A 20,885-nucleotide genomic window follows, 5' to 3' on the forward strand; every position below is an offset into this window, starting at 1 on the left:
GCCTCTTTTTAGACAAGCATTCACCGACGATCTATGGAACACAGCAGACGAAGGAGGTCATGTCTTTGGACATATTTTTAGTTGTTCTCGTTTTATTAACGATTATTGCGATATCCAATATCGTGAACCGGTTTATTCCGTTTATTCCCGTGCCTCTGATTCAAGTGGCGCTGGGGATTCTTGCGGCCTCATTTCAACAGGGGCTTCATTTTGAGTTAAACACCGAATTGTTTTTTGTTCTGTTTATCGCGCCTCTCCTATTTAATGATGGAAAGAGAACGCCGCGGGCGGAGCTTTGGAATTTACGCGCTCCGATTTTATTGCTTGCACTCGGCCTTGTATTTGCGACTGTGATTGTAGGCGGATACACGATTCACTGGATGATTCCTGCTATTCCGCTGGCAGCGGCTTTTGGACTTGCGGCCATTCTTTCACCGACTGATGTCGTCGCTGTCAGCGCATTATCAGGAAGAGTGAAAATGCCAAAAGGGATTCTTCGCCTGCTTGAAGGGGAGGGGCTGATGAATGATGCATCAGGTCTGGTGGCCTTTAAGTTTGCGATTGCGGCAGCAGTGACCGGTACATTTTCATTAGCGCAAGCGGCTGTCAGCTTTGTCTTTATTTCTCTCGGGGGCTTGCTGTGCGGAGTTGTCATTTCATTCTTGATTATCCGCTTTCGCCTCTTTTTGCGCCGTCTCGGCATGCAGGATGTCACAATGCATATGCTGATTCAAATTCTGACGCCGTTTGTGATTTATTTGGCAGCGGAAGAAATCGGCGTTTCCGGTATTTTAGCTGTTGTGGCGGGTGGAATCATCCATGCGGTTGAACAGGATCGGCTGGAATCGTCAACGATGGCCAAACTGCAAATCGTCTCCTCGAGTACATGGAACATTATTTTATTTATTTTGAACGGCCTGGTCTTCGTTATCCTCGGGGCACAGATTCCGGACGTCATTTCTGTCATCTTTAATGACACCGCAGTGAGCAACATGCAGGTGATTAGCTATATTCTGGTGATCACATTTACGCTAATGCTGCTAAGATTTCTGTGGGTGCTGTTCTTCTGGAATGGGAAGTGGTTCTTTAATATGGATCAAAACATTTATAAACCGGGTCTTCGTTCGACACTGTTGCTTTCGATTTCCGGGGTGCGCGGAGCTGTAACGCTTGCGGGTTCTTTCTCTATTCCCTATTTTCTGGAGGATGGCACACGGTTTCCGGAAAGAAATCTGATTCTCTTTTTAGCGGCCGGCGTCATCTTATGCACTTTAGTCATTGCTGCCGTTGTCCTGCCTCTTCTAACGGAAAAAGAAGCAGAGGATGAGAAACGAAATGAAAAATGGCTGACGGCGAGACGCAAATTAATTAAAATAGCTCTCCAAACGATAAAAGCGGACATGAATGATACAAACAAAACAGCCTCTCTGGCGGTAATAGGGGAATACAATGAAAAGATGAAAAATCTTCGTTTTCAGCAGTATACATCATCCAATCGTATTAAAAAGCTAGAGCGAAAACTCAGGGCGCAAGCCATTATCGCTGAGCAAGAGGCGTTGATGGAAATGCGAGAGCGGGGAGACATTCCGGAAGAAACGGCAAACGTGCTGCAAGAACGGTTTAATGAATTAGAAATTTTGTATGGCAACCCATTTAAAGTCGGGTTATCAAAAACAAGGCTCAAGCGGCTGATGTATTGGATTTTCTTTGGTGAACATAAAAAGCCGGAGATGTCGATTTTAAATGAAGCGGGACTGATACAGGCAACGAGAGTGAAAACGGCGAAAGCAGCAATTGCATATCTTGAAAAACAGAAGACGGAAGAACATAAAGAAGTGCTTTTATCTGTCATTGCGTTTTATAAACAGTTAATTTTCAGGCTGGAACACAGCCATCATGACCTGAAATCTAGCGCCCAATTTGAAGCTCAGAAGCTGGAAGTGAAGTTGAAGGCTGTGCAGGCGATCAGAAATGAAATTCAAACACTCTTCGAGAAGCGGGAAATTTCCCGGGATATCTCCCACGAGCTTCGCCAATACATTAATGATGTGGAAGCCGCCATGCTTGAAGGCGGCGAATAGATGAAGCAAAAAAAGCTGGCGCTAGAGCGTCAGCCTTTTTCTATATTAAGGACGATGGAATTCGACAGTGCTGCCATCCCGATCAAACCAGCCTCTAAAGACCCAGTTGATCCAGCGGCCATCACCTTTGTTTGTAAAGATTCCATCTTCAAATACCCAAATGCCGTACGTCATGCCGTCGTAAACGGCTGAACCGTAAAAATTGCACACCGTTTAAGTGATCTTCATATTCCTGGCTCAAATTACATATCATAACGTTGTATTTCTGGCCGGAAGCGTAGAAGGAAGTCTCCATAAGGTTTTTCACAAATCCATCCCGGTTCTGTGCGGATTTAATAGCGTCAGCAATCTGATTGGCAATGCCAAGCACATCAAGGTTTACATGCAAACCGATCTCAGCGGCAGATGTTCCGGCCGTCGTGGTCTTCGGAGCGGGTTTTTTCTTCAGCTGAAGAAAAGGACAAAGGGGCAATTGTCAAAGCGGCACCGAGCGCGAGTGTCATTGGGATACGAATACGTTTCAAGTTGTTTCCTTTGTTTTTTATATGTGTTTACAATAATGGATTCCCACCTCATTCAAATAGGAAAAAATAGTGTGCGGCTGCCCTTGATGTGAGAAAAGAAGCAGAAAGAGGATTTTAAGCGTATTATTGGTATCGGCTCGGATGAGTGTGAGATAATATAGACGCTTATATTTCAATGAAAGGGTGGATGTTCAAGTGGCAACAAGTTTAAATGATACTGTAAAGTTACATAACGGAGTTGAAATGCCTTGGTTCGGTCTAGGTGTTTTTAAAGTAGAAAACGGAAGTGAAGCGACTGAATCTGTGAAAGCGGCGATTAAAAACGGTTACCGCAGCATTGATACAGCAGCTGTCTACAAAAATGAAGAAGGCGTTGGCATTGGAATTAAAGAATCCGGTGTGGCAAGAGAAGAGCTCTTCATTACATCAAAAGTATGGAATGAAGACCAAGGCTACGAAACAACGCTTGCTGCCTTTGAAAAAAGCCTGGAAAGACTTCAGTTAGATTACTTAGATCTATATTTAATCCACTGGCCTGGCAAGGATAAATATAAAGATACGTGGCGCGCGCTTGAAAAGCTGTACAAGGACGGAAAAATCCGCGCGATCGGCGTCAGCAATTTCCAAGTTCATCATTTAGAAGAATTGCTGAAAGACGCTGAAATCAAACCGATGGTAAACCAAGTGGAATTTCACCCGCGTTTGACGCAAAAAGAATTAAGAGACTATTGTAAACATCAAGGCATCCAGCTGGAAGCATGGTCTCCGCTCATGCAGGGACAGCTTTTGGATAACGAAGTGCTTGCAGAGATTGCTGAAAAACACAATAAATCTGTGGCTCAAGTGATTTTGCGCTGGGATCTGCAGCACGAGGTTGTCACGATTCCGAAATCTATCAAAGAACACCGCATTATCGAAAATGCTGATATCTTTGATTTTGAATTGTCCCAGGAAGACATGAATAAAATCGACGCGTTAAACAAAGATGAGCGTGTCGGCCCAAATCCCGATGAGCTTCTGTTTTAATCAAAAACTCCCCGTTATTGGGGAGTTTTTTAGTGTGTTTTTTTCTGCTGAATAAAAAACAGCATCAAAAAGGAAATGACGACAATACAGACGACCCACGCCCAAGCAAGGGTATTGTTGCCGGAATCCAATGCGACATAAATAGCTGTTGGCAATGTTTGCGTAACACCGGGGATGTTTCCTGCAAACATGAGTGTTGCGCCAAACTCTCCGAGCGCCCGTGCAAGGCTGAGGATGCTTCCGGTCAGCAATGAGGGATAGGCGAGCGGGATGGAAATATGGATAAATATCTTCCATCTGCTGGCACCGTCTACCATTGCAGCACCTTGTATATCGCGATCAATGTCAGCAAATCCGGTTTTGGCGGATTGATACATAAGCGGAAAGGCCACAACAGCCGAGGCGATTACAGCGGCCCACCAGGTGAAGATGACAGGCTGATGAAAGACCCACTCGATGGCCTGTCCGATAAAACTGTGCTTTCCGAAAATGACGATCAAGATAAAACCGACAACAGTAGGCGGAAGAACGAGCGGAAGCATAAACAAAGTTTCGAGCGCCGTTTTTCCGAAAAATGTTGCCCGCGACATCCATGACCCAGCCAGTGTTCCGAGAATAATGACAGCAATTCCGGCAACTGCCGCGACCTGAAAGGAAAGCACAATAGGTGTGAAAAACGCTGAAGCGCTTATGTTACTTAGCAGTAAAACCATATTTCTCAAAAACTTTCATTGCTTCATCGGATTGCAGGTAATCGTAAAATTCCTTCGCTTCCTTACGGTGTTTTGTATCTTTTACGATTCCTAGCGGATAGACAATCGGGCTGTGGGTATCTGCTTTTGCCTCGTCAGTGATGTTGACTTTTTTTGAGATCAGGGCATCTGTTTTATAAACAATGCCTGCGTCCACATTGCCGGTTTCAACATAAGAAAGAACTTGGCGGACGTCTTTTCCGTAAACGATCTTATCCTTTACTTTGTCCCATAGAGACAGCTTTGTCAGTGATTCTTTCCCGTAAGCTCCTGCCGGCACGGATTCCGGCGTTCCAAGGGCGATTTTTTCTGAATCAGCCAGATTGCTGAAGCTTGTCACAGGCGAATCTCCGTTTTTCGGCACGACCAGCACGATTTCATTGCCAACTAAATCAGTGCTGTCTTTTTTGGCGATATCGCCGTCATCCACCAGCTTTTGAAATTTATCCTCAGCAGCTGAGAAGAACAGATCTGCCCCTGCTCCTTGAGAAATCTGTTTTTGCAAGGCGCCTGATGAGCCATAGTTATTTTGGATTGTGATGTGTTGATGTTCTTTTTCATAGTTCTGTTGGATTTCCTCAAGCGCATCCTGTGCACTGGCAGCAGCTGAAATGGTTAACGTTACGTTTTCCCCGCTATCCGTTGAAGACTGGTTTGCGGTGCAGCCTGCTGAAAGCAGAATAGCCGTTAAGGCTGCTGTTAACATGAAATACTTCTTAAACATGATTACACCCCTTATAATTAGTTATATCTAATTATAACTGATTATGTTTGGTTTATGTGGGTTTTTATACATTCGTTGAAAAGGTATAATAAAATAGGGAGGTGATGATAATGAATGAAACCTCTTCCTATACAATAGAAGAAGTTGCAGGTCTGCTAAAGGTATCAAAGCTGACCGTTTATGATTTGATTAAAAAAGGCGTGCTTCCTGCTTACCGTGTCGGAAGGCAGATGCGTGTTGACGAAGAAGATTTAAAGCAATATAAAACGAATATGAGAATGTCTCAGCCCATTGCCGTTGCCGAAGAGCCGAAACAGATGCAGGAGGCGGAACCGGATGGCAGAAAGAATGTCATGATCAGCGGACAGGACATTTCGATGGATCTGCTCAGCAAACATTTGGAGAATGTGATTCAGGAGACGCCGCTTAGGAAATACAAAGGGAGCTTAAACAGCCTGATTGATATGTATCAAGGCAAGTGTGACATTGTCAGCCTGCATTTGTATGATGCGGAAACGGGGCAATATAATGCGCCTTATGCAAAACGGATCTTGTCAGGCGAACCGTTTTGCCTGATCAACGCCGTTCTCCGCAAAGCCGGACTGTATGTGCAAAAAGGGAATCCAAAAAACATTCAAGGCTGGGATGACCTAAGAAGGGCAGATATTCGGATGATCAACAGGGAAAAGGGTTCGGGCGCCAGAGTGCTGCTTGATGAACAGCTTGGCTTACTTGGTGTGAATCCGGCTGACATAAAGGGATACGGCGATATCGTGACCGATCATTACGCAGTCGCTTCACAAGTCTCAAGCGGACAGGCTGACGCGGGAATCGGAGCGCAGCACGCGGCACATATGGGCAGTGTGGATTTTATCCCGCTCATCGACGAACAATATGATATCGTCGTTTTGAAAAAACAGGAGCAGCTGGTGAAAGCTGTGAAGGAGATCTTGAACTCTGAGGACTACAAAGCGAGTCTATCTCATTTAAACGGCTATCAAACGAATCTGACTGGAAAAGTGATGTTTGAAACGTGAAAAATCCCTCTGTAAAGAGGGATTTTCAGCGTGTCGACAAACCCTCGCATTCGTTGTCAGTCCTGCGCGTTGGTGCTCACGAATAGCTACGTTCGCTGTGCTCCAATGCTCGTCCTTCCTAGACTTCAAGGGTTTTCAATCACGCTGAAAAGATGACAAAGTCATAAAACGAAACCCGTTTTATGACTTTGTCAACAATCTGCAAATCCCTCTGTAAAGAGGGATTTTGTCATTCAGAAAATCTGAGCAGGTCACCGTTTAAAATTTTATCAGAGAGAGACAGCTCTTCAGTTGCCTTCTCTTTATAAGGGAGGCATGCGTCCTGGTCTTCCAGCACTTCCCCTGTTTGTTGGCTGTAGCACGTGTTTTTCGTATAGATATAGTCGTTCGTAATAAAACTGCCGTTTCGCAGTACGGTGAATGGCGTTCGGTCGTTTGAAAGCAAATCATTGCCGAATTGGATATCGCCCTTTGTCTCAATGCCGAGAAGATGCATCAGTGTCGGCCTGACGTCGACCTGTCCTCCGGCATCATGGATGGTTTCCGGCTTTTGATCTGTGATTCCCGGGATATGTATGATAAATGGCACCCGCTGGAGCTGAACGTTGTCATACGGCGTAATTTCATCTTTCCCTAAAAACGCTGCCATCGCCTCATTATGGGCTTCAGAAATGCCATAATGATCTCCCATGAATACAATCATCGAATTTTCGTATAAACCTTCATCCTTCAGTTTTTTGATAAAGTGCTTCAACGCCTCATCTTCATAGCGCACCGTGGTCACATAGCGGTTTAACAGGTCACTGCTGGAATCAAATTCATCTATCAGCTGATCCTTTTCATTAATCTCAAACGGAAAATGATTCGTCAGCGTGATGAAATTGCTGTAAAACGGCTGCGGCAGACTATTGAGCTTGCCGGCTGACTGTTCTAAAAATTCCTTATCCTTCAGGCCCCAGCTTGTCGATGTCCCAGAAGTGACATGGAAATCATCAACATCAAAAAAGCGGTCAATCCCAAATGTCTCGTACATTACATCTCGGTTCCAAAATGTTTTATGGTTGGCGTGAAAAACAGCTGAGTAATAATCATGTTGTTTCAGCGATTTGTACATCGTGTGAAATTGATGGTCGCTTTTTGTGAAAAAGACGGCGCCGCTAAGGGAAGGATACAGCGAATTAGCGACGATGAATTCTGAATCGGATGTTTTGCCTTGTTCTGTTTGCTGATAGAAATGATCAAAGGAATAGCTTTTTTTGATGAAATCATTCATAAACGGGGTGATTTCTTTTCCATTTACCTTTTCATTCAAAACAAAGCTTTGGGTCGATTCAAGCGTTACAAAAATGACGTTGCGCCCCTTCGCCAGCCCGAATTTGCTTTGGTCAGGCTTGCTGTAATCAGCCTCTGTATAGTTTTTAATCGCAGTCATGCTGTCTTCATTGGCAAATGCCTTCGCGCTTACATTGACAGTTTGAGAAACCGTATCGTATATATGGAATTGAAACAGCCCGATGCTTTTGACGAGCATTTCCCGGTCAAAGGAATGTGACAAAAGCTTCGGCTGCTGTACTTCTGCCAGTGTCAGAGTGCAGAGAATCATGCCGCAGGAAGCGGCATAGTACCGTTTAATCGTGCGGGGGGCTGCTTTTGTCTGCGGTTTCTTCTCTTTTCGGGCAAGCAGCAGCAAACAAACCATATCCGCAAACAGAGCGATAAACAAAGGGTTGAACAGTTCTTTTACACTGCTGCCCATATCGCTCATGTTACTGGCCTGAAACAAAACCGGGATGGTAATAAAATCGATATAAAAGCCGTAAAAAATCGTATTGGAGATCAAGATGGCAGTCAGAACCAAATTGGCAATCAGCAAAAAGACCCGCTGCTTGATATCTTTCAGGAGCAGGCCAATCCCGAATAAAGGAAGGATAAAGCTGAGCGGATTGATCAGCAGTATTAGCTCCTCCAATAGGGAATCAATCTGCAAATGAAAGCCGAGTTTATAAATTGCATACGTTTTCATCCACATGAATACGATTGATATACATAAAAACCGCTGATTATGAAAAAAGGTTCCTTTCATTAATATGGCTCCTCACGTTTTCTTGGTTATCTGCATGAAATGCTTCTTATGTAAAATCTACTAAAAACAGCCCGTTAGAACAAGCGTCAGCACTCACGTTTAAATCATGTGTCCATGAAACAGCATATAAAAGTAGTAACATGAAGCAATTGTCAGGCCGGCTAATACAAGCTGCTCAGAAAAACTGCCTGTCTTCATATATAATGGGAGCCTCACGCGAATCGTTGATGGGAATAGCAGTTTAATTCCGTTCACCGTCCAAGCGTCAAGGATCAAGTGGCTCGCCATTCCGATCATCAGTCCGGTTGATATGTTTTGATCTGGAATATATGTGGCCGTGATAAAAAACATGATGAGCAGAAACAGCAGGCTGTGCGTAAACGTCCGATGGCCAAAAACGGAGCTGACGACTTTCGCAAGGATAGGAAATCTTCTCCCGATTTTGCTTTGCGTGTGGCAGATATCGGGAATCAATGCCCCAACCGCGCCGGACGCTGCCATAAGCGCAGGATCAAATCCATAATAATAAGCCGCTGCCGTACAAGAAGCGATGCCTCCCATGATGTGTGTTTTTCCTGTCATTTTCCGCTTCTCCTTTATCTTTTGCAAAAATCTCTGAAATACAAATATAGCAAGAGAATGTATGTTTGATCAACAGGACTTTGGACGATAAAACATTTCCCGTATAATTTTTTGAGAAAAAGGCATCTTAATCATGTACCTATTTTCTAAAAGAGGTGATTCGAATGGATTTCTTTAATAAAGATAAAGGAAAACGTTCTGAAAAAGAAAAAAACGTCATTCAGGGAGCTCTTGAAGATGCGGGTTCAGCCTTAAAAGATGATCCGCTTCAAGAAGCAGTGCAAAAAAAGAAAAATAATCGGTAATCATATGCGGATAGGGCTAGGGCTCTATCCGTATTTCCATCTGTTCCCTTTGACAGATCATCCTTTCTTTGATAACCTTCTGGGAGTAAGTAACTGAATCATTAAATCCTCACTCTTTCTCAGTGAGGTAGAGGTTGCGCGGATGATGAGTAGCACATGCCAGGCTGACAGGAGCTGTTTAACATGTGTAAAAGGCATCAGCGCCGAAGTGTGGAGAAAGCCGATCCTTCTCTATGCTGGGACTGTATCTGAATAAGTGCAGGACTGCCGCGTGCTTTTTCGCGGAGGGCTATCCGGAGATCAAGGGTGTGTGTTTCTTTAAGCATGGACTTTTGTTCAGGCTTTTTTTGCGTTTACATGATCTCGGGGTCTGGTCCGTACAAAGAATCATGGAGGTACTGGAATGGAACAGACGAAAAAATGGGGTTTTTGGTTATTAACGGCGTTTGTCGTTGGAAATATGGTAGGATCGGGAATTTTCTCCTTGCCGAGCTCGCTTGCTTCAATCGCGAGTCCGTTTGGCGCCACGTCCGCTTGGCTTTTGACAGGTGCCGGCGTGCTGATGATTGCACTTGTCTTCGGACACTTGTCCATCCGCAAGCCTGAACTGAAAGCGGGACCGCAGAGTTATGCAAGGGCGCTGTTCTCTGATCCGAAAAAAGGGAACGCGGCCGGTTTCACAATGGTATGGGGCTACTGGGTGGCGAGCTGGATCAGTAACGTGGCGATTATCACAAGTCTCGCAGGTTACTTGACTTCGTTCTTCCCGATCCTGGTTGATAAACGTGAAATGTTTTCGATCGGCGGGCAAGAGGTGACTCTTGGCCAATTGCTGACGTTTGCTGTATGTACGATCTTGTTATGGGGCACGCACACGATTCTCGTTACAAGCATTAACGGTGCAAGTAAATTGAACTTTGTCACGACGCTTTCTAAAGTATTAGGTTTTGTCTTCTTTATCGTTGCCGGATTGTTTGTATTTCAAACGGCATTATTCGATCAATTTTATTTCCCGGTTCAAGGAGAAAACGGCACAAGCATTGGAATTGGCGGGCAGGTGCATAACGCCGCGATTTCTACACTGTGGGCGTTTGTCGGCATTGAATCAGCGGTTATTCTGTCAGGCCGTGCGCGCTCTCAGCGTGAGGTGAAACGCGCGACAATTACCGGATTGGTGATTGCATTGAGCATTTATATTATTGTGACTTTGATTACCATGGGTGTTCTGCCGCATGATAAGCTTGTCGGTTCTGAAAAACCGTTTGTTGATGTGCTGTATGCGATTGTTGGAAACGCGGGAAGCGTGATTATGGCACTTTTGGCCATCCTTTGTTTATTCGGAACGATGCTCGGCTGGATTTTGCTCGGCTCTGAGGTTCCATATCAAGCGGCTAAAGCGGGGGATTTTCCGGCATTCTTTGCGAAAACGAACAAAAAGGGAAGTCCGGTTATCGCACTTATCATTACAAATGTCATGTCACAAGTCTTCATTTTCTCGGTTATTTCCCGGACAATAAGTGACGCATTTACGTTTTTAACGACAGCGGCAACGCTTGCCTATTTAATCCCGTATTTAGTATCAGCGATTTACAGCTTGAAGCTTGTCATCAAAGGTGAAACGTATGACCAGCTGAGAGGCTCCCGTGTCAAAGACGGATTGATCGCGATATTAGCGTGCGCGTACTCATTGTTTGTCATCATAACAGGCACAGCGGATTTAACGACATTTATTCTCGGCATCGGTTTATTCTTTGTCGGATTGATCGTTTATCCATTTGTTGTTAAAAAGTTTCAGAAAGCATAAACAAAAGACACCTGATTCGCTTTGTCAGGTGTCTTTTGTTATAAAATCATCATTTCTCCCGTTAGTAATCCGATTGTTAAAACTGCTGACAGGAAAGCAGAAATTGAGAGAAAAATTTTGACTGATAATCGAATATGCAAAAAACGTTTTTTCAGCCTTTCCAGCAAATCAAACAGAACGAGCACTAAGATAAATACAAGAAGCACACTAGAAAAGGGTTTTCCGATATAGAGACCGTTAAAAAAACTGATCGCGATGATGATGAGGCTAAATATGAATTGCGAAAGAAAATATCCGATGTGGTTCAAAATGAGCCGCTCCTTATAGATGTGGCAAAAGAGCCGCGGGCAGGCGGCTCTTTTGTTATTTTGTTAAGCTTTCCGTAATAAATGTCAGCTGTCCTTCTAATGAGATCGGGTCAGAGAAGTAGAAGCCTATCGGGTCCATCTTAAAGACATGGCCATGTTTAACGGCGTTTAGATTTTTCCAAATGGAGCTTTCAAATACGCCGCCATCATCGCCGCCTGCTTGCCATGGACCTGCGAAAATATAATCTCCGGCGAAGTCAGGGAGCCTCTCTAATGAAATACTTGTATATCCCGGGCCTTGATCAATGGCTTTTTCCTTTGTCAGCTTTGTAGCTTGCAAACCGAGATCTTTGTAAATGATGCTTCCGCCTCTTCCGAAATCTTTTCCGAATACGTAGATATCTTTTCCGTTCGATTGCATAATGGAGACTGTTTTGTCACCCACGGCTTTTTTGATTTTTGTTTTAGCCGCAGCAACTTTGTTATCCCACTCAGCCAGCCATTTTTCTGCTTTATCTTCAGTTCCCGTCATTTTTGCGAACTCTTTCAGTTGCTCAATATTGTCGAGCTTGTCGTATGTTACCGCGACGGTCGGCGCGATTTTTTCAAGTTTTTTAATATCAGCGCCTTGCGTTGTCCAAACGATAATCAAGTCAGGATTCAAATCAATGACTTTTTCAACGGAAGTACCGTCTCCGATGTTTGTGACACCGTCGGTTTTCCCTTTATAGTAAGGGTTTTTAAATACGTTCTCAGGCGCACCGACGACGTTGATGCCGAGTGTCTTGAAGTAGCCGTAGTAGCCGTCAGCCATGACAACCACCCGTTTAGGATGCTTAGGAATCTTCACATTGCCGTTTTCAGCCTTATATGTAACGGTTTCTCCGGCGTTTGAATCAGAGGAAGATCCTTTGCTTTCAGAGTGATTCCCGCAGGCTGCCAGTGCCGCAATCAATAGCAAGGCAAAACACGCGGCTCCGAGTTTCTTGTATATATGGTTCATATCTCATACCTTCTTTCCAGAAAATAGATGATAAAGAGAATCATTATCAAATGTGATTATACCATTGCAAGAGCCAGTTGGACACGGTATTTTTTGCAATCCTATGCTCATTTTATTCAGAACGCTCTATTCCATTAGCAGAAAAATTGATATACTGGAACAATAATTGATAATCATTATCAGTATTAGAAAGGAAGTTCGGCTGTTGAGTCAAAGGAAAAATATACAGATGATATCAGAAGAAAACCAATGGACGTCCAGGTCTTTTGGCGCGGTTATTGTCCTTATTGCAGGGATAGGCTTATTATGTCTTGGCGCGCTTTTATCCATATCCCTCGGTGCGGCCGATATTCATTTGCGCACGGTGTGGGACGCCATTTTTCATTTTCAGCCGAAAGAGACTTCCCATCAAATCATACACGACCTTCGGCTGCCGAGAACGGTTGCCGCTGCGCTTGTCGGCGCTTTGTTAGCGGTGTCGGGCGCGATCATGCAGGGGATGACGAGGAACCCTTTGGCAGAACCTTCGATTATGGGCGTGACATCAGGCTCTGCGTTTGCCGTTTCGATTGCATTTGCTTTTTTTCCCGGACTTTCTATGATGGGGCTTGTGTTATGGTCCTTTGCAGGAGCGGGGCTCGGGGCATCTACGGTAATGGGGATTGGCATGTTTTCAAGGGGCGGACTTACGCCGGTAAAGCTTGCGCTGGCAGGATCAGCAGTTTCTTATTTTTTTACAGGCATTTCAACTGCCGTTGCCATCCGCTTTGATGTCGCTCAAGATATCAGTTTTTGGTATGCTGGCGGGGTAGCTGGCGTGACATGGTCAGGTGTCCATCTCTTGCTTCTCGCGGGGGCAGCCGGTTTAACGCTGGCGTTTATCATCGCCCGGTCTGTGACAGTGTTAAGTCTCGGTGACGAGCTGGCGAAAGGGCTTGGACAATATACATCGGCGGTGAAGGTGGTTGGCATGCTTGTCGTTGTAATTTTGACGGGAGCTGCTGTTTCTATTGCCGGCACCATCGCATTCATCGGGCTGATTATACCGCATATTACCCGCTTTTTGGTCGGTGTGGATTATCGATGGATCATTCCTTGCTCGGCGGTGCTTGGCGCCGTTTTGCTCGTGTTTGCTGACATTGCGGCAAGACTTGTAAACGCGCCCTTTGAAACACCTGTCGGCGCGCTGACCTCTCTCATCGGTGTTCCCTTTTTCTTTTACTTGGCACGCCGGGAAAGGAGAGGGCTGTAATGAAAACGAAAAAGAAAAAACCGCTCGTTGTGATGGCTGTGACCTTTCTGCTGATCGTAATGGTCTTTTTTATCAGCTTGAATTTGGGTGTCATCAAAATTGCACCGCTTAAAACGCTCCAAGTTTTTTTCGGCCAAGGAATGGCGCGTGATCAACTTGTCTTATTTGAGTTCAGGCTGCCGCGGATCATCCTTTCATTGCTCGTTGGGGCAGGAATCGCTGTTGCCGGCGCCATTTTGCAAAGCGTGTCTCAAAATGATCTGGCTGAGCCCGGCATTCTCGGCATTAACGCCGGCGGCTCGCTTGCTGTTGTGCTTTTTATATACTTTTTTCAAGAATCAGCTTCAAATCTCAGCTTTTTCGGAACATTTATGCTTCCGTTCAGTGCTTTGGCGGGCGCATTCCTCGCCGCGTTTCTCATTTATCTTCTGGCTTGGAAAAAAGGTGTGACACCGATTCGGCTGATTTTAGTCGGTATTGGCGTGAATGCCGGATTTAACGCTCTGCTGCTGATTTTTCAGCTCAAGATGGACCCTCATGATTTTATGCAAGCCGCGGTTTGGATTTCCGGCTCGATCTGGGGGGCGAACTGGAATATGATCTGGGCGATCCTTCCTTGGATTGTGATCTTGCTTCCGTTTACTTTATATAAGGCACGCTATTTGAACATTTTGCAGCTCGGAGATCAATTAGCGACCGGACTGGGCACTGCTGTTGAAAGGGAAAGACGGATTCTCCTTCTGGCAGCGGTCACTCTTGCCGCTTCATGCGTGGCAGCAGCAGGGGGGATCGCGTTTCTCGGATTGATCGCGCCCCACGTGGCGAGAAGGCTTACCGGTCCCCGTCACCAGACGCTGATACCGGTCTCGGCCTTCATCGGCGCATTTCTGTTTTTGCTCGCTGACACGCTGGCGAGAAATGTATTGGCACCGTCAGAAATTCCGGTCGGCCTTGTTATCTCCGTGTTAGGCGCGCCTTATTTTATTTATTTATTGATGAAAACGAATTAGAGGAGGGGGCCGAATATGAATTCATTATCAACGGAACAGCTTGGAATCGGTTATGGCGACAGGGTGATTGTAGAAGATTTAAATATATCGGTTCCTAAAGGGAAAATCACTACCTTAATCGGCCCGAACGGCTGCGGGAAATCAACGATATTAAAAACAATGTCCAGAATTATGCGTTCACATACAGGTGCCGTCTATTTAAACGGTAAAGTGATTCATAAAATGCCTACAAAGGACATTGCGAAAGATATGGCGATTCTGCCGCAGACACCTGAAGCGCCAAGCGGTTTAACGGTGTATGAATTGGTGTCGTACGGCAGGTTTCCGCATCAATCAGGATTTGGCCGATTACATGATGAAGATCGCCGGATTATCAAATGGGCGCTAGAAGAAACAGGAATGGCTGAATACGCTGAACGGCCGATTGAGGCCCTGTCAGGCGGACAGCGTCAGCGCGTCTGGATTGCCATGGCCCTTGCGCAAGGGACGGAACTGCTGCTGCTGGATGAACCGACAACGTATCTTGATCTCGCACACCAGCTAGAAATTCTTCAGCTGCTTGACAGACTCAACAAAGAACAGGGACGGACGATTCTAATGGTCATTCATGACCTGAACCACGCAGCCCGTTTTTCTCATTATATGATCGCGCTCAAAAAAGGCGCGGTCATCAAGGAAGGCACAGCACTGGAGGTCATGACACCGGACATTTTGAAGCAGGTATTTCAAATTGATGCTGAAATCGTCACTGATCCCCGCACTAATAAACCTGTATGCTTGACCTATGACCTGATTAAAAAGGAAAAAACACTTGTTTCTGTGTAAGAAAACTCCCGGTTCAGAGCCGGGAGTTTTTATTTTCGGCCCTGAACATACAATTTTTCATTTGATTGCTTCATTTTCATAAAAAGATTGCAAGTCTTTTTGAATTAATAGATAATATTGGTTAGAATGTTTCGAAAATATTACATAGTTTACAGAAAGAGGAGATCGTTGTGTCCAAGAAGAAAAAATGGCTTATTGCCGGTGCGATATGTGCCGGTGTGCTTGTATTGGCAGGGATCGGCGCCGGCGGTGTTTACGTTTTTACCCACATGAACCAAATGGCCGTATCATCAGAGCCCTATGCTGAATCGGTAGCGGTATACATGGGGGGAGACTCAGAATCAGGCCAAACGTTTTCCGGAAAGGTTGAACCTGAGAAACAGCAGAAAGTCTATATTGATTCAGAAAAAGGCAGCATAAAAAAAACATACGTCAAAGAAGGCGATCAGGTCAAAAAGGGCGATAAACTTTTTGAGTATGAGGGCGAGGATCACTCTGACGAAGTGGAGCAAGCCAATTTGCAAATCGAAATGACTAACCTGCAAATCAGCCGTTTGCAAAAATCAATAACGGAAACGGAAAAACAGCTGAAAACAGCCGGAAAAGAAGAGAAATCACAGCTGCAAGATGAGCTTGACCAGGCCAACTTCGATTTAAAAACAAGCCAGCTTGAGTTGAAGCAGCATCAAAAAGAGCTGTCAGCCCTTACGAAAAACAAAGGCTCCAATGTCATAACAAGCAAGCATGACGGGATCGTTCAAATCGTCAATCAGGATATTGCTGACGGGGCAACGGGCGATCAGGCAGGAGGACCGTATATCCAGATTGTTTCCACGGGCAAATATCTAGTCAAAAGCCAAATCAACGAGCTGTTAATGGACACAATGAAAAAAGGCAGCAAAGTCAAAGTCACGCTGAAAACAGGCGGTGAAGGCGAGTGGAAAGGAAAGGTCACCTCGATCGGCAAGCTTCCAGCGGGAACAGGCGAGGGTGAGGAAGAAAGTTATGCTGAAGAAGAAATGAACCCTCAATCCTCTAACTATCCATTCACCATTTTATTAGACAGCCATAAAGGTCTCGAAGTCGGCTATCATGTCAACATCGAGGTGATGAGCGATGAGGCTGATGCGGACGCGATTAAGCTGCCGTCCGACATGGTCATTCAGGATGATGGCGAACCGTACGTGTGGAAAGCGGATGAGAATCAGAAAGCGGTCAAGCAGCCTGTTGAAATCGGGGACACTGATGAAAATGACATGGTGGAGATTAAGAGCGGCCTGACGCCGGACGATTATGTGATCTATCCTGATCCCGCGGTCAAGGAAGGAAAGCAGGTTACAGTCAATGCTGACACTGAATAATATTTCAAAATCGTACAAGCTGGGAAAAGAAGAAGTTCCGATCTTGAAACATATTAATCTGACGGTCCAAGCCGGCGAATTTCTGGCGATTATGGGGCCTTCGGGTTCTGGAAAGTCAACGTTAATGAATATCATCGGCTGTTTGGACAGGCCAACCTCTGGAACCTATACGCTTGACCAGATCGATATTTTGAAAGGGAAAGACGGTGCCTTAGCCGAAATCCGCAACGAATCAATCGGGTTTGTGTTTCAAACCTTTCATCTGCTGCCGCGTCTCACCGCGCTGCAAAATGTCGAGCTGCCGATGATCTACAATAAAGTGAAGAAAAAAGAGAGAAGGCAGAGAGCCTATGAAGCGCTGGAAAAGGTCGGACTAAAAAACAGGGTCTCCTACAAGCCTCCGAAGCTGTCAGGCGGGCAAAAGCAACGGGTGGCGATCGCGAGAGCCTTAGTCAATCAGCCGAGATTTATTTTGGCTGATGAACCGACCGGGGCGCTAGATACCAAATCAAGCGAACAAATTTTGTCGCTGTTTTCTGAATTGCATCGGGAAGGCAAGACCATTATTATGATTACCCACGACCCGGATGTTGCCAAAAAAGCTGACAGAACCGTTTTTATCAGAGACGGAGAATTGATATTAGATGAGAGAGGGGATATCAGCCATGCTTGAGCATATTCGAATCTCCTTTCAATCCATTTTCTCTCATAAATTAAGATCCATTCTGACCATGCTCGGTGTCATTATCGGCATAGCGGCAATTATTGCGATTGTGTCGATGCTGAAGGGCCAAAGCGAACAATTAAAGCAAAGCATGATCGGCATGGGAAATAACGCGATCAATGTTGTCTACCAGCCGTCGGGCGGAGAAGAGGAGAGCGTCGGCTATCAGGTTTCGTACACGTCCGCGCCGCCTGTCACTGACGAAACAGTAAAGGCGATTACATCTGATCCTATGGTCAAAGGATTATCCTTATATTACTTGTCTGAAGGTTCGAGCGTGTTTCATTTGACAAACGTTTCGTACCCCCAAGTGTACGGAGTTGACGGTGACTACTTTGATATGTTCCCAGTCCGTATAACCGAAGGGAGGAAGCTGGCGGAAAATGAATTGAACAGCACACACCAAGTGGTGATGATCAATGAAGCCGCCAGAGAGGAACTGTTTCCAGACGGAGACGCTCTGCATAAAAAGATTGAGATGAATAGTGTGCCGTTTAAGGTTGCAGGTGTTTTTACAGAAAAAAATCAGCAGGAAAGCATGTTTGAAGGTGATTACGCGAACCCGGTTATGTACGTGCCGAAAAAGGTGTGGCCGCTTATCGAAGGATTTGACGCGCCGACACAAATCGCTGTGCAGGCCGATTCTTCTGAACATATCCAAGAAGCCGGCGTAATGGCTGCTGATCTTTTAAACCAAGGACTGTCAGATGCTGAGTTGGCAAAAGCAGAGTATAGTGTGATGGATCTTCAGGAGATCGCACAGGAAGTGGAGTCCTTTAATCAGTCATTTGCACTGCTGCTTGGCGGAATCGCCAGTATCTCACTATTGGTCGGCGGCATTGGGGTTATGAATATCATGCTCGTTTCCGTTACGGAGCGCACGAGGGAAATCGGAATTAAAAAAGCGCTAGGTGCTAAGCGGCGTGTGATTTTATTTCAATTTTTAACCGAGGCGGTCGTGCTGACAAGCATTGGCGGAATACTCGGTGTGCTGGCGGGCTTCGGCATCGCTAAGCTGCTGACTGTCGTTTTTCCAATGCCTTTTATCGTCTCCGTTCCAGCTGTGGTCGGAGCACTCATCTTTTCAATGGCAGTCGGCATTATTTTCGGTTTGCTTCCGTCCATCAAGGCATCGAAGCTTCAGCCTGTAGACGCGCTACGCTATGAATAAAAAGAACGCATCCATTTGGAATGCGTTCTTTCAGCGTGTCGACAAACCCTCGCATTCGTTGTCAGTCCTGCGCGTTGGTGCTCACGAATTGCTACATTCGCTGTGCTCCAATGCTCGTCCTTCCTAGACTTCAAGGGTTTTCAATCACGCTGAAAAGATGACAAAATCCTAAAACGAAAACCGTTTTAGGATTTTGTCAACAATCTGAAAGAACGCATCCATTTGGAATGCGTTCTTTTTTTAGCTTGGAAGAGCTGAGTTGCATTTGTCTAAAATTAGAAAAACGGCTGCGACGATCATTTCTTCTGTAGTGGACAGCCAAATGTCACTCATCAATTGGTCTGTCGTATGGGCCGTCATCCACAAAAACAGCAGCTGTACGATGCCGGCAAGAAGAATGATTAAGCGTTTGTCTGTCTTGAAAAATGTAAAGCTATGTATCATCAGGCGTTCCAATGGTTCTAAGAATAGGCCGAGGACAAGAAATAACACGGTAAAAAGCAGGACATGAGCCGCTGAGCGGTAGCTCGTTCCTGCTATGGAAAACAATATATAGATGACGGTAAAATAGGTCAACACCACTGCCGCCGCGGCCAAACAGTATTTTATAGAGAGCCGCAATAATCGTTTTGAAGACATTTGATGTTTCACGGGTTTATCTCCTTATAAAGGCCTGCAGAGAACGAACGCTCTCTGCAGGCTGGCAGTTTTTTATTTATTGCATTTCTTTTTCACAACCGGATGTTTTTCTTTTGAAAGGATATCGGTAAAGTCTTTGCCTAATTCAAGATGCTGTTGAACAAGTGTCTCAGGAAGCATTGCAAGCCATTGGTTTAAAGATACATCGGCATAGTGGTCGTCTTTGAAGATCTCTAAAAAGACTAGCGGTTCATCTCCAGTGTTTTCAACGTAATGCCCCATTGCAAACGGAACATACCCAACATCACCGGCTTGGTAGTCAAACGTTCTCGCATGGCCGTCAGATGCAAAAACGGTCATTCTTGCTTGGCCGGAGATGTAGTATTGCCACTCGTGCGTATTCGGATGCCAATGCAGCTCGCGAATGGCGCCTGGTTCCACTGTTACGAGCGCGGATGCGATCGTTTTAGACACTTTGAAGTTTGTAGAATCTGCAATGTATACTTTTCCTCCCTCTGATTCAATTGGTTTCTGTTCAAGAAGGCGGTAAGTAAACGGATAAGGCGCTTCGCCGTTCGGCCCTTCTACAATGTCATCTTTCAAACATCCTGGGACTGGTTCTTCAAATATATATTTCTCTTTGCCCGGCAAATTGGCAATCTCTTCTTGTGTGACGCCAAAGTTTGCAGCAATGACTTCTTTAGGCGTGTGGGCAAGCCAATCTGTCAGCTGGAACGTGCTGTTTTCAGAGAATGAGCCATCGTCAAACACGAGCAGGAACTCGGCTCCTTCATCCAGCGCTTGAATGGAGTGCGGCAGGCCTGACGGGAAGTACCAAAGATCTCCTTCGCCTACATCATCAATAAAGCTGCGGCCCTGTTCATCCACAATGGTAACTCTTGCACGTCCGTAAATCATATAAGCCCACTCGGCTTCTTTATGCCAATGCAGCTCGCGAATGGCACCTGGTTTCAGCCGCATATTGACAGAAGCAAGGTTTTCTGAAATCGGCAGCTCACGTACGGTAACTTCACGGGCATATCCGCCTTTTTCTAATCGGTTGTGAGTATCAGAGAATGAAAACTTCATATTGCTGACGGTGCCGTGATCGGTTTCCGGCGGAACAAGCATATCAGGATTTTGGCGGTCTCTTTCAATATTACGCGGGATTTTTACTGTTGCTCCTTTGTCTCCTCTGATTGGCTGCGGAATGTCGTTTTGTTTTTTCATGAATGTTTCCTCCTTAAAATTGAAATGTGATACTGCAAGAGAAGGTGAAAGGCCTTTCGTTTTCCCTTCTGTCTTGTTAAGTGAAAAAAAACAGTGAAAAGTCAACTTCGATTAAAAATTATTTTTTTGCTTTCTGATCTTTCAGTTCTGTCATCAGTTCGATAAGCTGATCGAACTTTTTCTCAAATCGGGTCAGCAGGTACATTGCAATCAGCGCAGGAAACCCTAGATTGCCGATCTGTTTTACGACTTCTTCTATAAAAACCTGATCCATGGAAAATACCTCCCTTCTTTTTTTGCAGTCATGTATGTAAGTGAAAGAAATCCATGAAAACGTAAACTGCGGCTGGCGTAATGAAGGCAAGCGCTAGTCAGAAAGTAGTAGTTTACTTTTTTTTGCTTTCTTTCATTTAATTTATAGGGAGGCGGTTTGATGGACTATCA

The 20,885-nt window shown here is 45.2% G+C and carries 20 protein-coding genes, 1 pseudogene and 1 riboswitch; of the genes and pseudogenes, 11 read left to right on the forward strand and 10 right to left on the reverse strand.

The window, feature by feature from the left end:
* Positions 1 to 65 precede the first annotated feature (65 nt).
* Entirely contained in the window at positions 66 to 2,081 is a 2,016-nt protein-coding gene (locus SC79_RS13630) for a Na+/H+ antiporter (RefSeq protein WP_039075511.1), read from the forward strand.
* A gap of 45 nt (positions 2,082 to 2,126) precedes the next feature.
* Here the strand turns inward: SC79_RS13630 and yvgO are convergent.
* A pseudogene (gene yvgO / locus SC79_RS20115) lies at positions 2,127 to 2,605 on the reverse strand (stress response protein YvgO).
* A gap of 195 nt (positions 2,606 to 2,800) precedes the next feature.
* Here yvgO and pgoN point away from each other — a divergent pair.
* Positions 2,801 to 3,631 (forward strand): glyoxal/methylglyoxal reductase, encoded by an 831-nt coding sequence (pgoN, locus tag SC79_RS13640; RefSeq protein ID WP_039075513.1) that lies wholly within the window; start codon positions 2,801 to 2,803, stop codon positions 3,629 to 3,631.
* A 29-nt stretch (positions 3,632 to 3,660) separates the two neighbouring features.
* Here pgoN and modB read toward each other — a convergent pair whose 3' ends face one another.
* On the reverse strand, positions 3,661 to 4,353 hold the full coding sequence (gene modB / locus SC79_RS13645; protein ID WP_156122674.1) for a molybdate ABC transporter permease subunit: 693 nt from the start codon (positions 4,351 to 4,353) through the stop codon (positions 3,661 to 3,663).
* Complete coding sequence (gene modA, locus SC79_RS13650; RefSeq protein WP_039075515.1) at positions 4,325 to 5,107, reverse strand: molybdate ABC transporter substrate-binding protein; 783 nt, start codon at positions 5,105 to 5,107, stop codon at positions 4,325 to 4,327. The genes modB and modA overlap by 29 nt, the downstream gene beginning before the upstream one ends.
* Before the next feature lie 110 nt (positions 5,108 to 5,217).
* Between modA and SC79_RS13655 the strand changes: the two genes are divergently transcribed.
* Positions 5,218 to 6,144 (forward strand): substrate-binding domain-containing protein, encoded by a 927-nt coding sequence (locus tag SC79_RS13655; protein ID WP_039075516.1) that lies wholly within the window; start codon positions 5,218 to 5,220, stop codon positions 6,142 to 6,144.
* Positions 6,145 to 6,373: 229 nt separating this feature from the next.
* On the opposite strand, the gene SC79_RS13660 is transcribed toward SC79_RS13655, so the two are convergent.
* On the reverse strand, positions 6,374 to 8,227 hold the full coding sequence (locus tag SC79_RS13660) for an LTA synthase family protein (protein WP_039075517.1): 1,854 nt from the start codon (positions 8,225 to 8,227) through the stop codon (positions 6,374 to 6,376).
* Positions 8,228 to 8,326: 99 nt separating this feature from the next.
* Positions 8,327 to 8,809: a metal-dependent hydrolase gene (locus tag SC79_RS13665; RefSeq protein WP_039075518.1), complete on the reverse strand. Its 483-nt coding sequence runs from the start codon at positions 8,807 to 8,809 to the stop codon at positions 8,327 to 8,329.
* Positions 8,810 to 8,973: 164 nt separating this feature from the next.
* Here SC79_RS13665 and sspJ point away from each other — a divergent pair, with 164 nt between their 5' ends.
* Complete coding sequence (gene sspJ / locus SC79_RS13670) at positions 8,974 to 9,114, forward strand: small acid-soluble spore protein SspJ (RefSeq protein WP_010330072.1); 141 nt, start codon at positions 8,974 to 8,976, stop codon at positions 9,112 to 9,114.
* Between the two features lie 120 nt (positions 9,115 to 9,234).
* A riboswitch (Lysine riboswitch) is annotated at positions 9,235 to 9,414 on the forward strand.
* A gap of 103 nt (positions 9,415 to 9,517) precedes the next feature.
* Positions 9,518 to 10,918, forward strand: a complete 1,401-nt coding sequence (locus tag SC79_RS13675) for an amino acid permease (protein WP_039075519.1) — start codon at positions 9,518 to 9,520, stop codon at positions 10,916 to 10,918.
* A gap of 38 nt (positions 10,919 to 10,956) precedes the next feature.
* On the opposite strand, the gene SC79_RS13680 is transcribed toward SC79_RS13675, so the two are convergent.
* Together SC79_RS13680 and SC79_RS13685 are read right to left on the reverse strand one after the other, a co-directional pair.
* Positions 10,957 to 11,226, reverse strand: coding sequence for a hypothetical protein (locus SC79_RS13680; protein WP_010330069.1), 270 nt, complete (start codon positions 11,224 to 11,226; stop codon positions 10,957 to 10,959).
* Between the two features lie 55 nt (positions 11,227 to 11,281).
* Entirely contained in the window at positions 11,282 to 12,229 is a 948-nt protein-coding gene (locus SC79_RS13685; protein ID WP_039075520.1) for an iron-hydroxamate ABC transporter substrate-binding protein, read from the reverse strand.
* Positions 12,230 to 12,434: 205 nt separating this feature from the next.
* On the opposite strand from SC79_RS13685, the gene SC79_RS13690 reads away from it, so the two are divergent.
* The 6 genes from SC79_RS13690 (at position 12,435) to SC79_RS13715 (ending at position 18,572) form a co-directional block, all read left to right on the forward strand.
* Positions 12,435 to 13,481 (forward strand): FecCD family ABC transporter permease, encoded by a 1,047-nt coding sequence (locus tag SC79_RS13690; protein WP_039075521.1) that lies wholly within the window; start codon positions 12,435 to 12,437, stop codon positions 13,479 to 13,481.
* Positions 13,481 to 14,491, forward strand: a complete 1,011-nt coding sequence (locus tag SC79_RS13695) for a FecCD family ABC transporter permease (protein WP_039075522.1) — start codon at positions 13,481 to 13,483, stop codon at positions 14,489 to 14,491. Before SC79_RS13690 ends, SC79_RS13695 begins: the two co-directional genes overlap by 1 nt.
* Before the next feature lie 15 nt (positions 14,492 to 14,506).
* Positions 14,507 to 15,316, forward strand: a complete 810-nt coding sequence (locus SC79_RS13700; protein ID WP_039075523.1) for an ABC transporter ATP-binding protein — start codon at positions 14,507 to 14,509, stop codon at positions 15,314 to 15,316.
* 170 nt (positions 15,317 to 15,486) lie between these two features.
* Positions 15,487 to 16,677: an efflux RND transporter periplasmic adaptor subunit gene (locus SC79_RS13705; RefSeq protein WP_039075524.1), complete on the forward strand. Its 1,191-nt coding sequence runs from the start codon at positions 15,487 to 15,489 to the stop codon at positions 16,675 to 16,677.
* A complete protein-coding gene (locus tag SC79_RS13710) occupies positions 16,661 to 17,350 on the forward strand; it encodes an ABC transporter ATP-binding protein (RefSeq protein WP_039075525.1) in 690 nt (229 codons plus the stop codon). The genes SC79_RS13705 and SC79_RS13710 overlap by 17 nt, the downstream gene beginning before the upstream one ends.
* Entirely contained in the window at positions 17,343 to 18,572 is a 1,230-nt protein-coding gene (locus SC79_RS13715; protein WP_039075526.1) for an ABC transporter permease, read from the forward strand. Before SC79_RS13710 ends, SC79_RS13715 begins: the two co-directional genes overlap by 8 nt.
* Before the next feature lie 240 nt (positions 18,573 to 18,812).
* Here SC79_RS13715 and SC79_RS13720 read toward each other — a convergent pair whose 3' ends face one another.
* The 3 genes from SC79_RS13720 to SC79_RS20120 form a co-directional block, all read right to left on the reverse strand.
* Positions 18,813 to 19,223 carry a regulatory YrvL family protein gene (locus SC79_RS13720; protein WP_039075527.1) on the reverse strand — a complete coding sequence of 137 codons (411 nt, stop codon included), beginning with the start codon at positions 19,221 to 19,223 and terminating at the stop codon, positions 18,813 to 18,815.
* 60 nt (positions 19,224 to 19,283) lie between these two features.
* Positions 19,284 to 20,441 (reverse strand): oxalate decarboxylase, encoded by a 1,158-nt coding sequence (oxdC, locus tag SC79_RS13725; RefSeq protein WP_039075528.1) that lies wholly within the window; start codon positions 20,439 to 20,441, stop codon positions 19,284 to 19,286.
* Positions 20,442 to 20,559: 118 nt separating this feature from the next.
* On the reverse strand, positions 20,560 to 20,715 hold the full coding sequence (locus SC79_RS20120; protein ID WP_010330059.1) for a YvrJ family protein: 156 nt from the start codon (positions 20,713 to 20,715) through the stop codon (positions 20,560 to 20,562).
* Positions 20,716 to 20,885: the final 170 nt, after the last annotated feature.

It is taken from the genome of Bacillus sp. MSP13, from assembly GCF_000815295.1.
GTDB lineage: Bacteria > Bacillota > Bacilli > Bacillales > Bacillaceae > Bacillus > Bacillus vallismortis.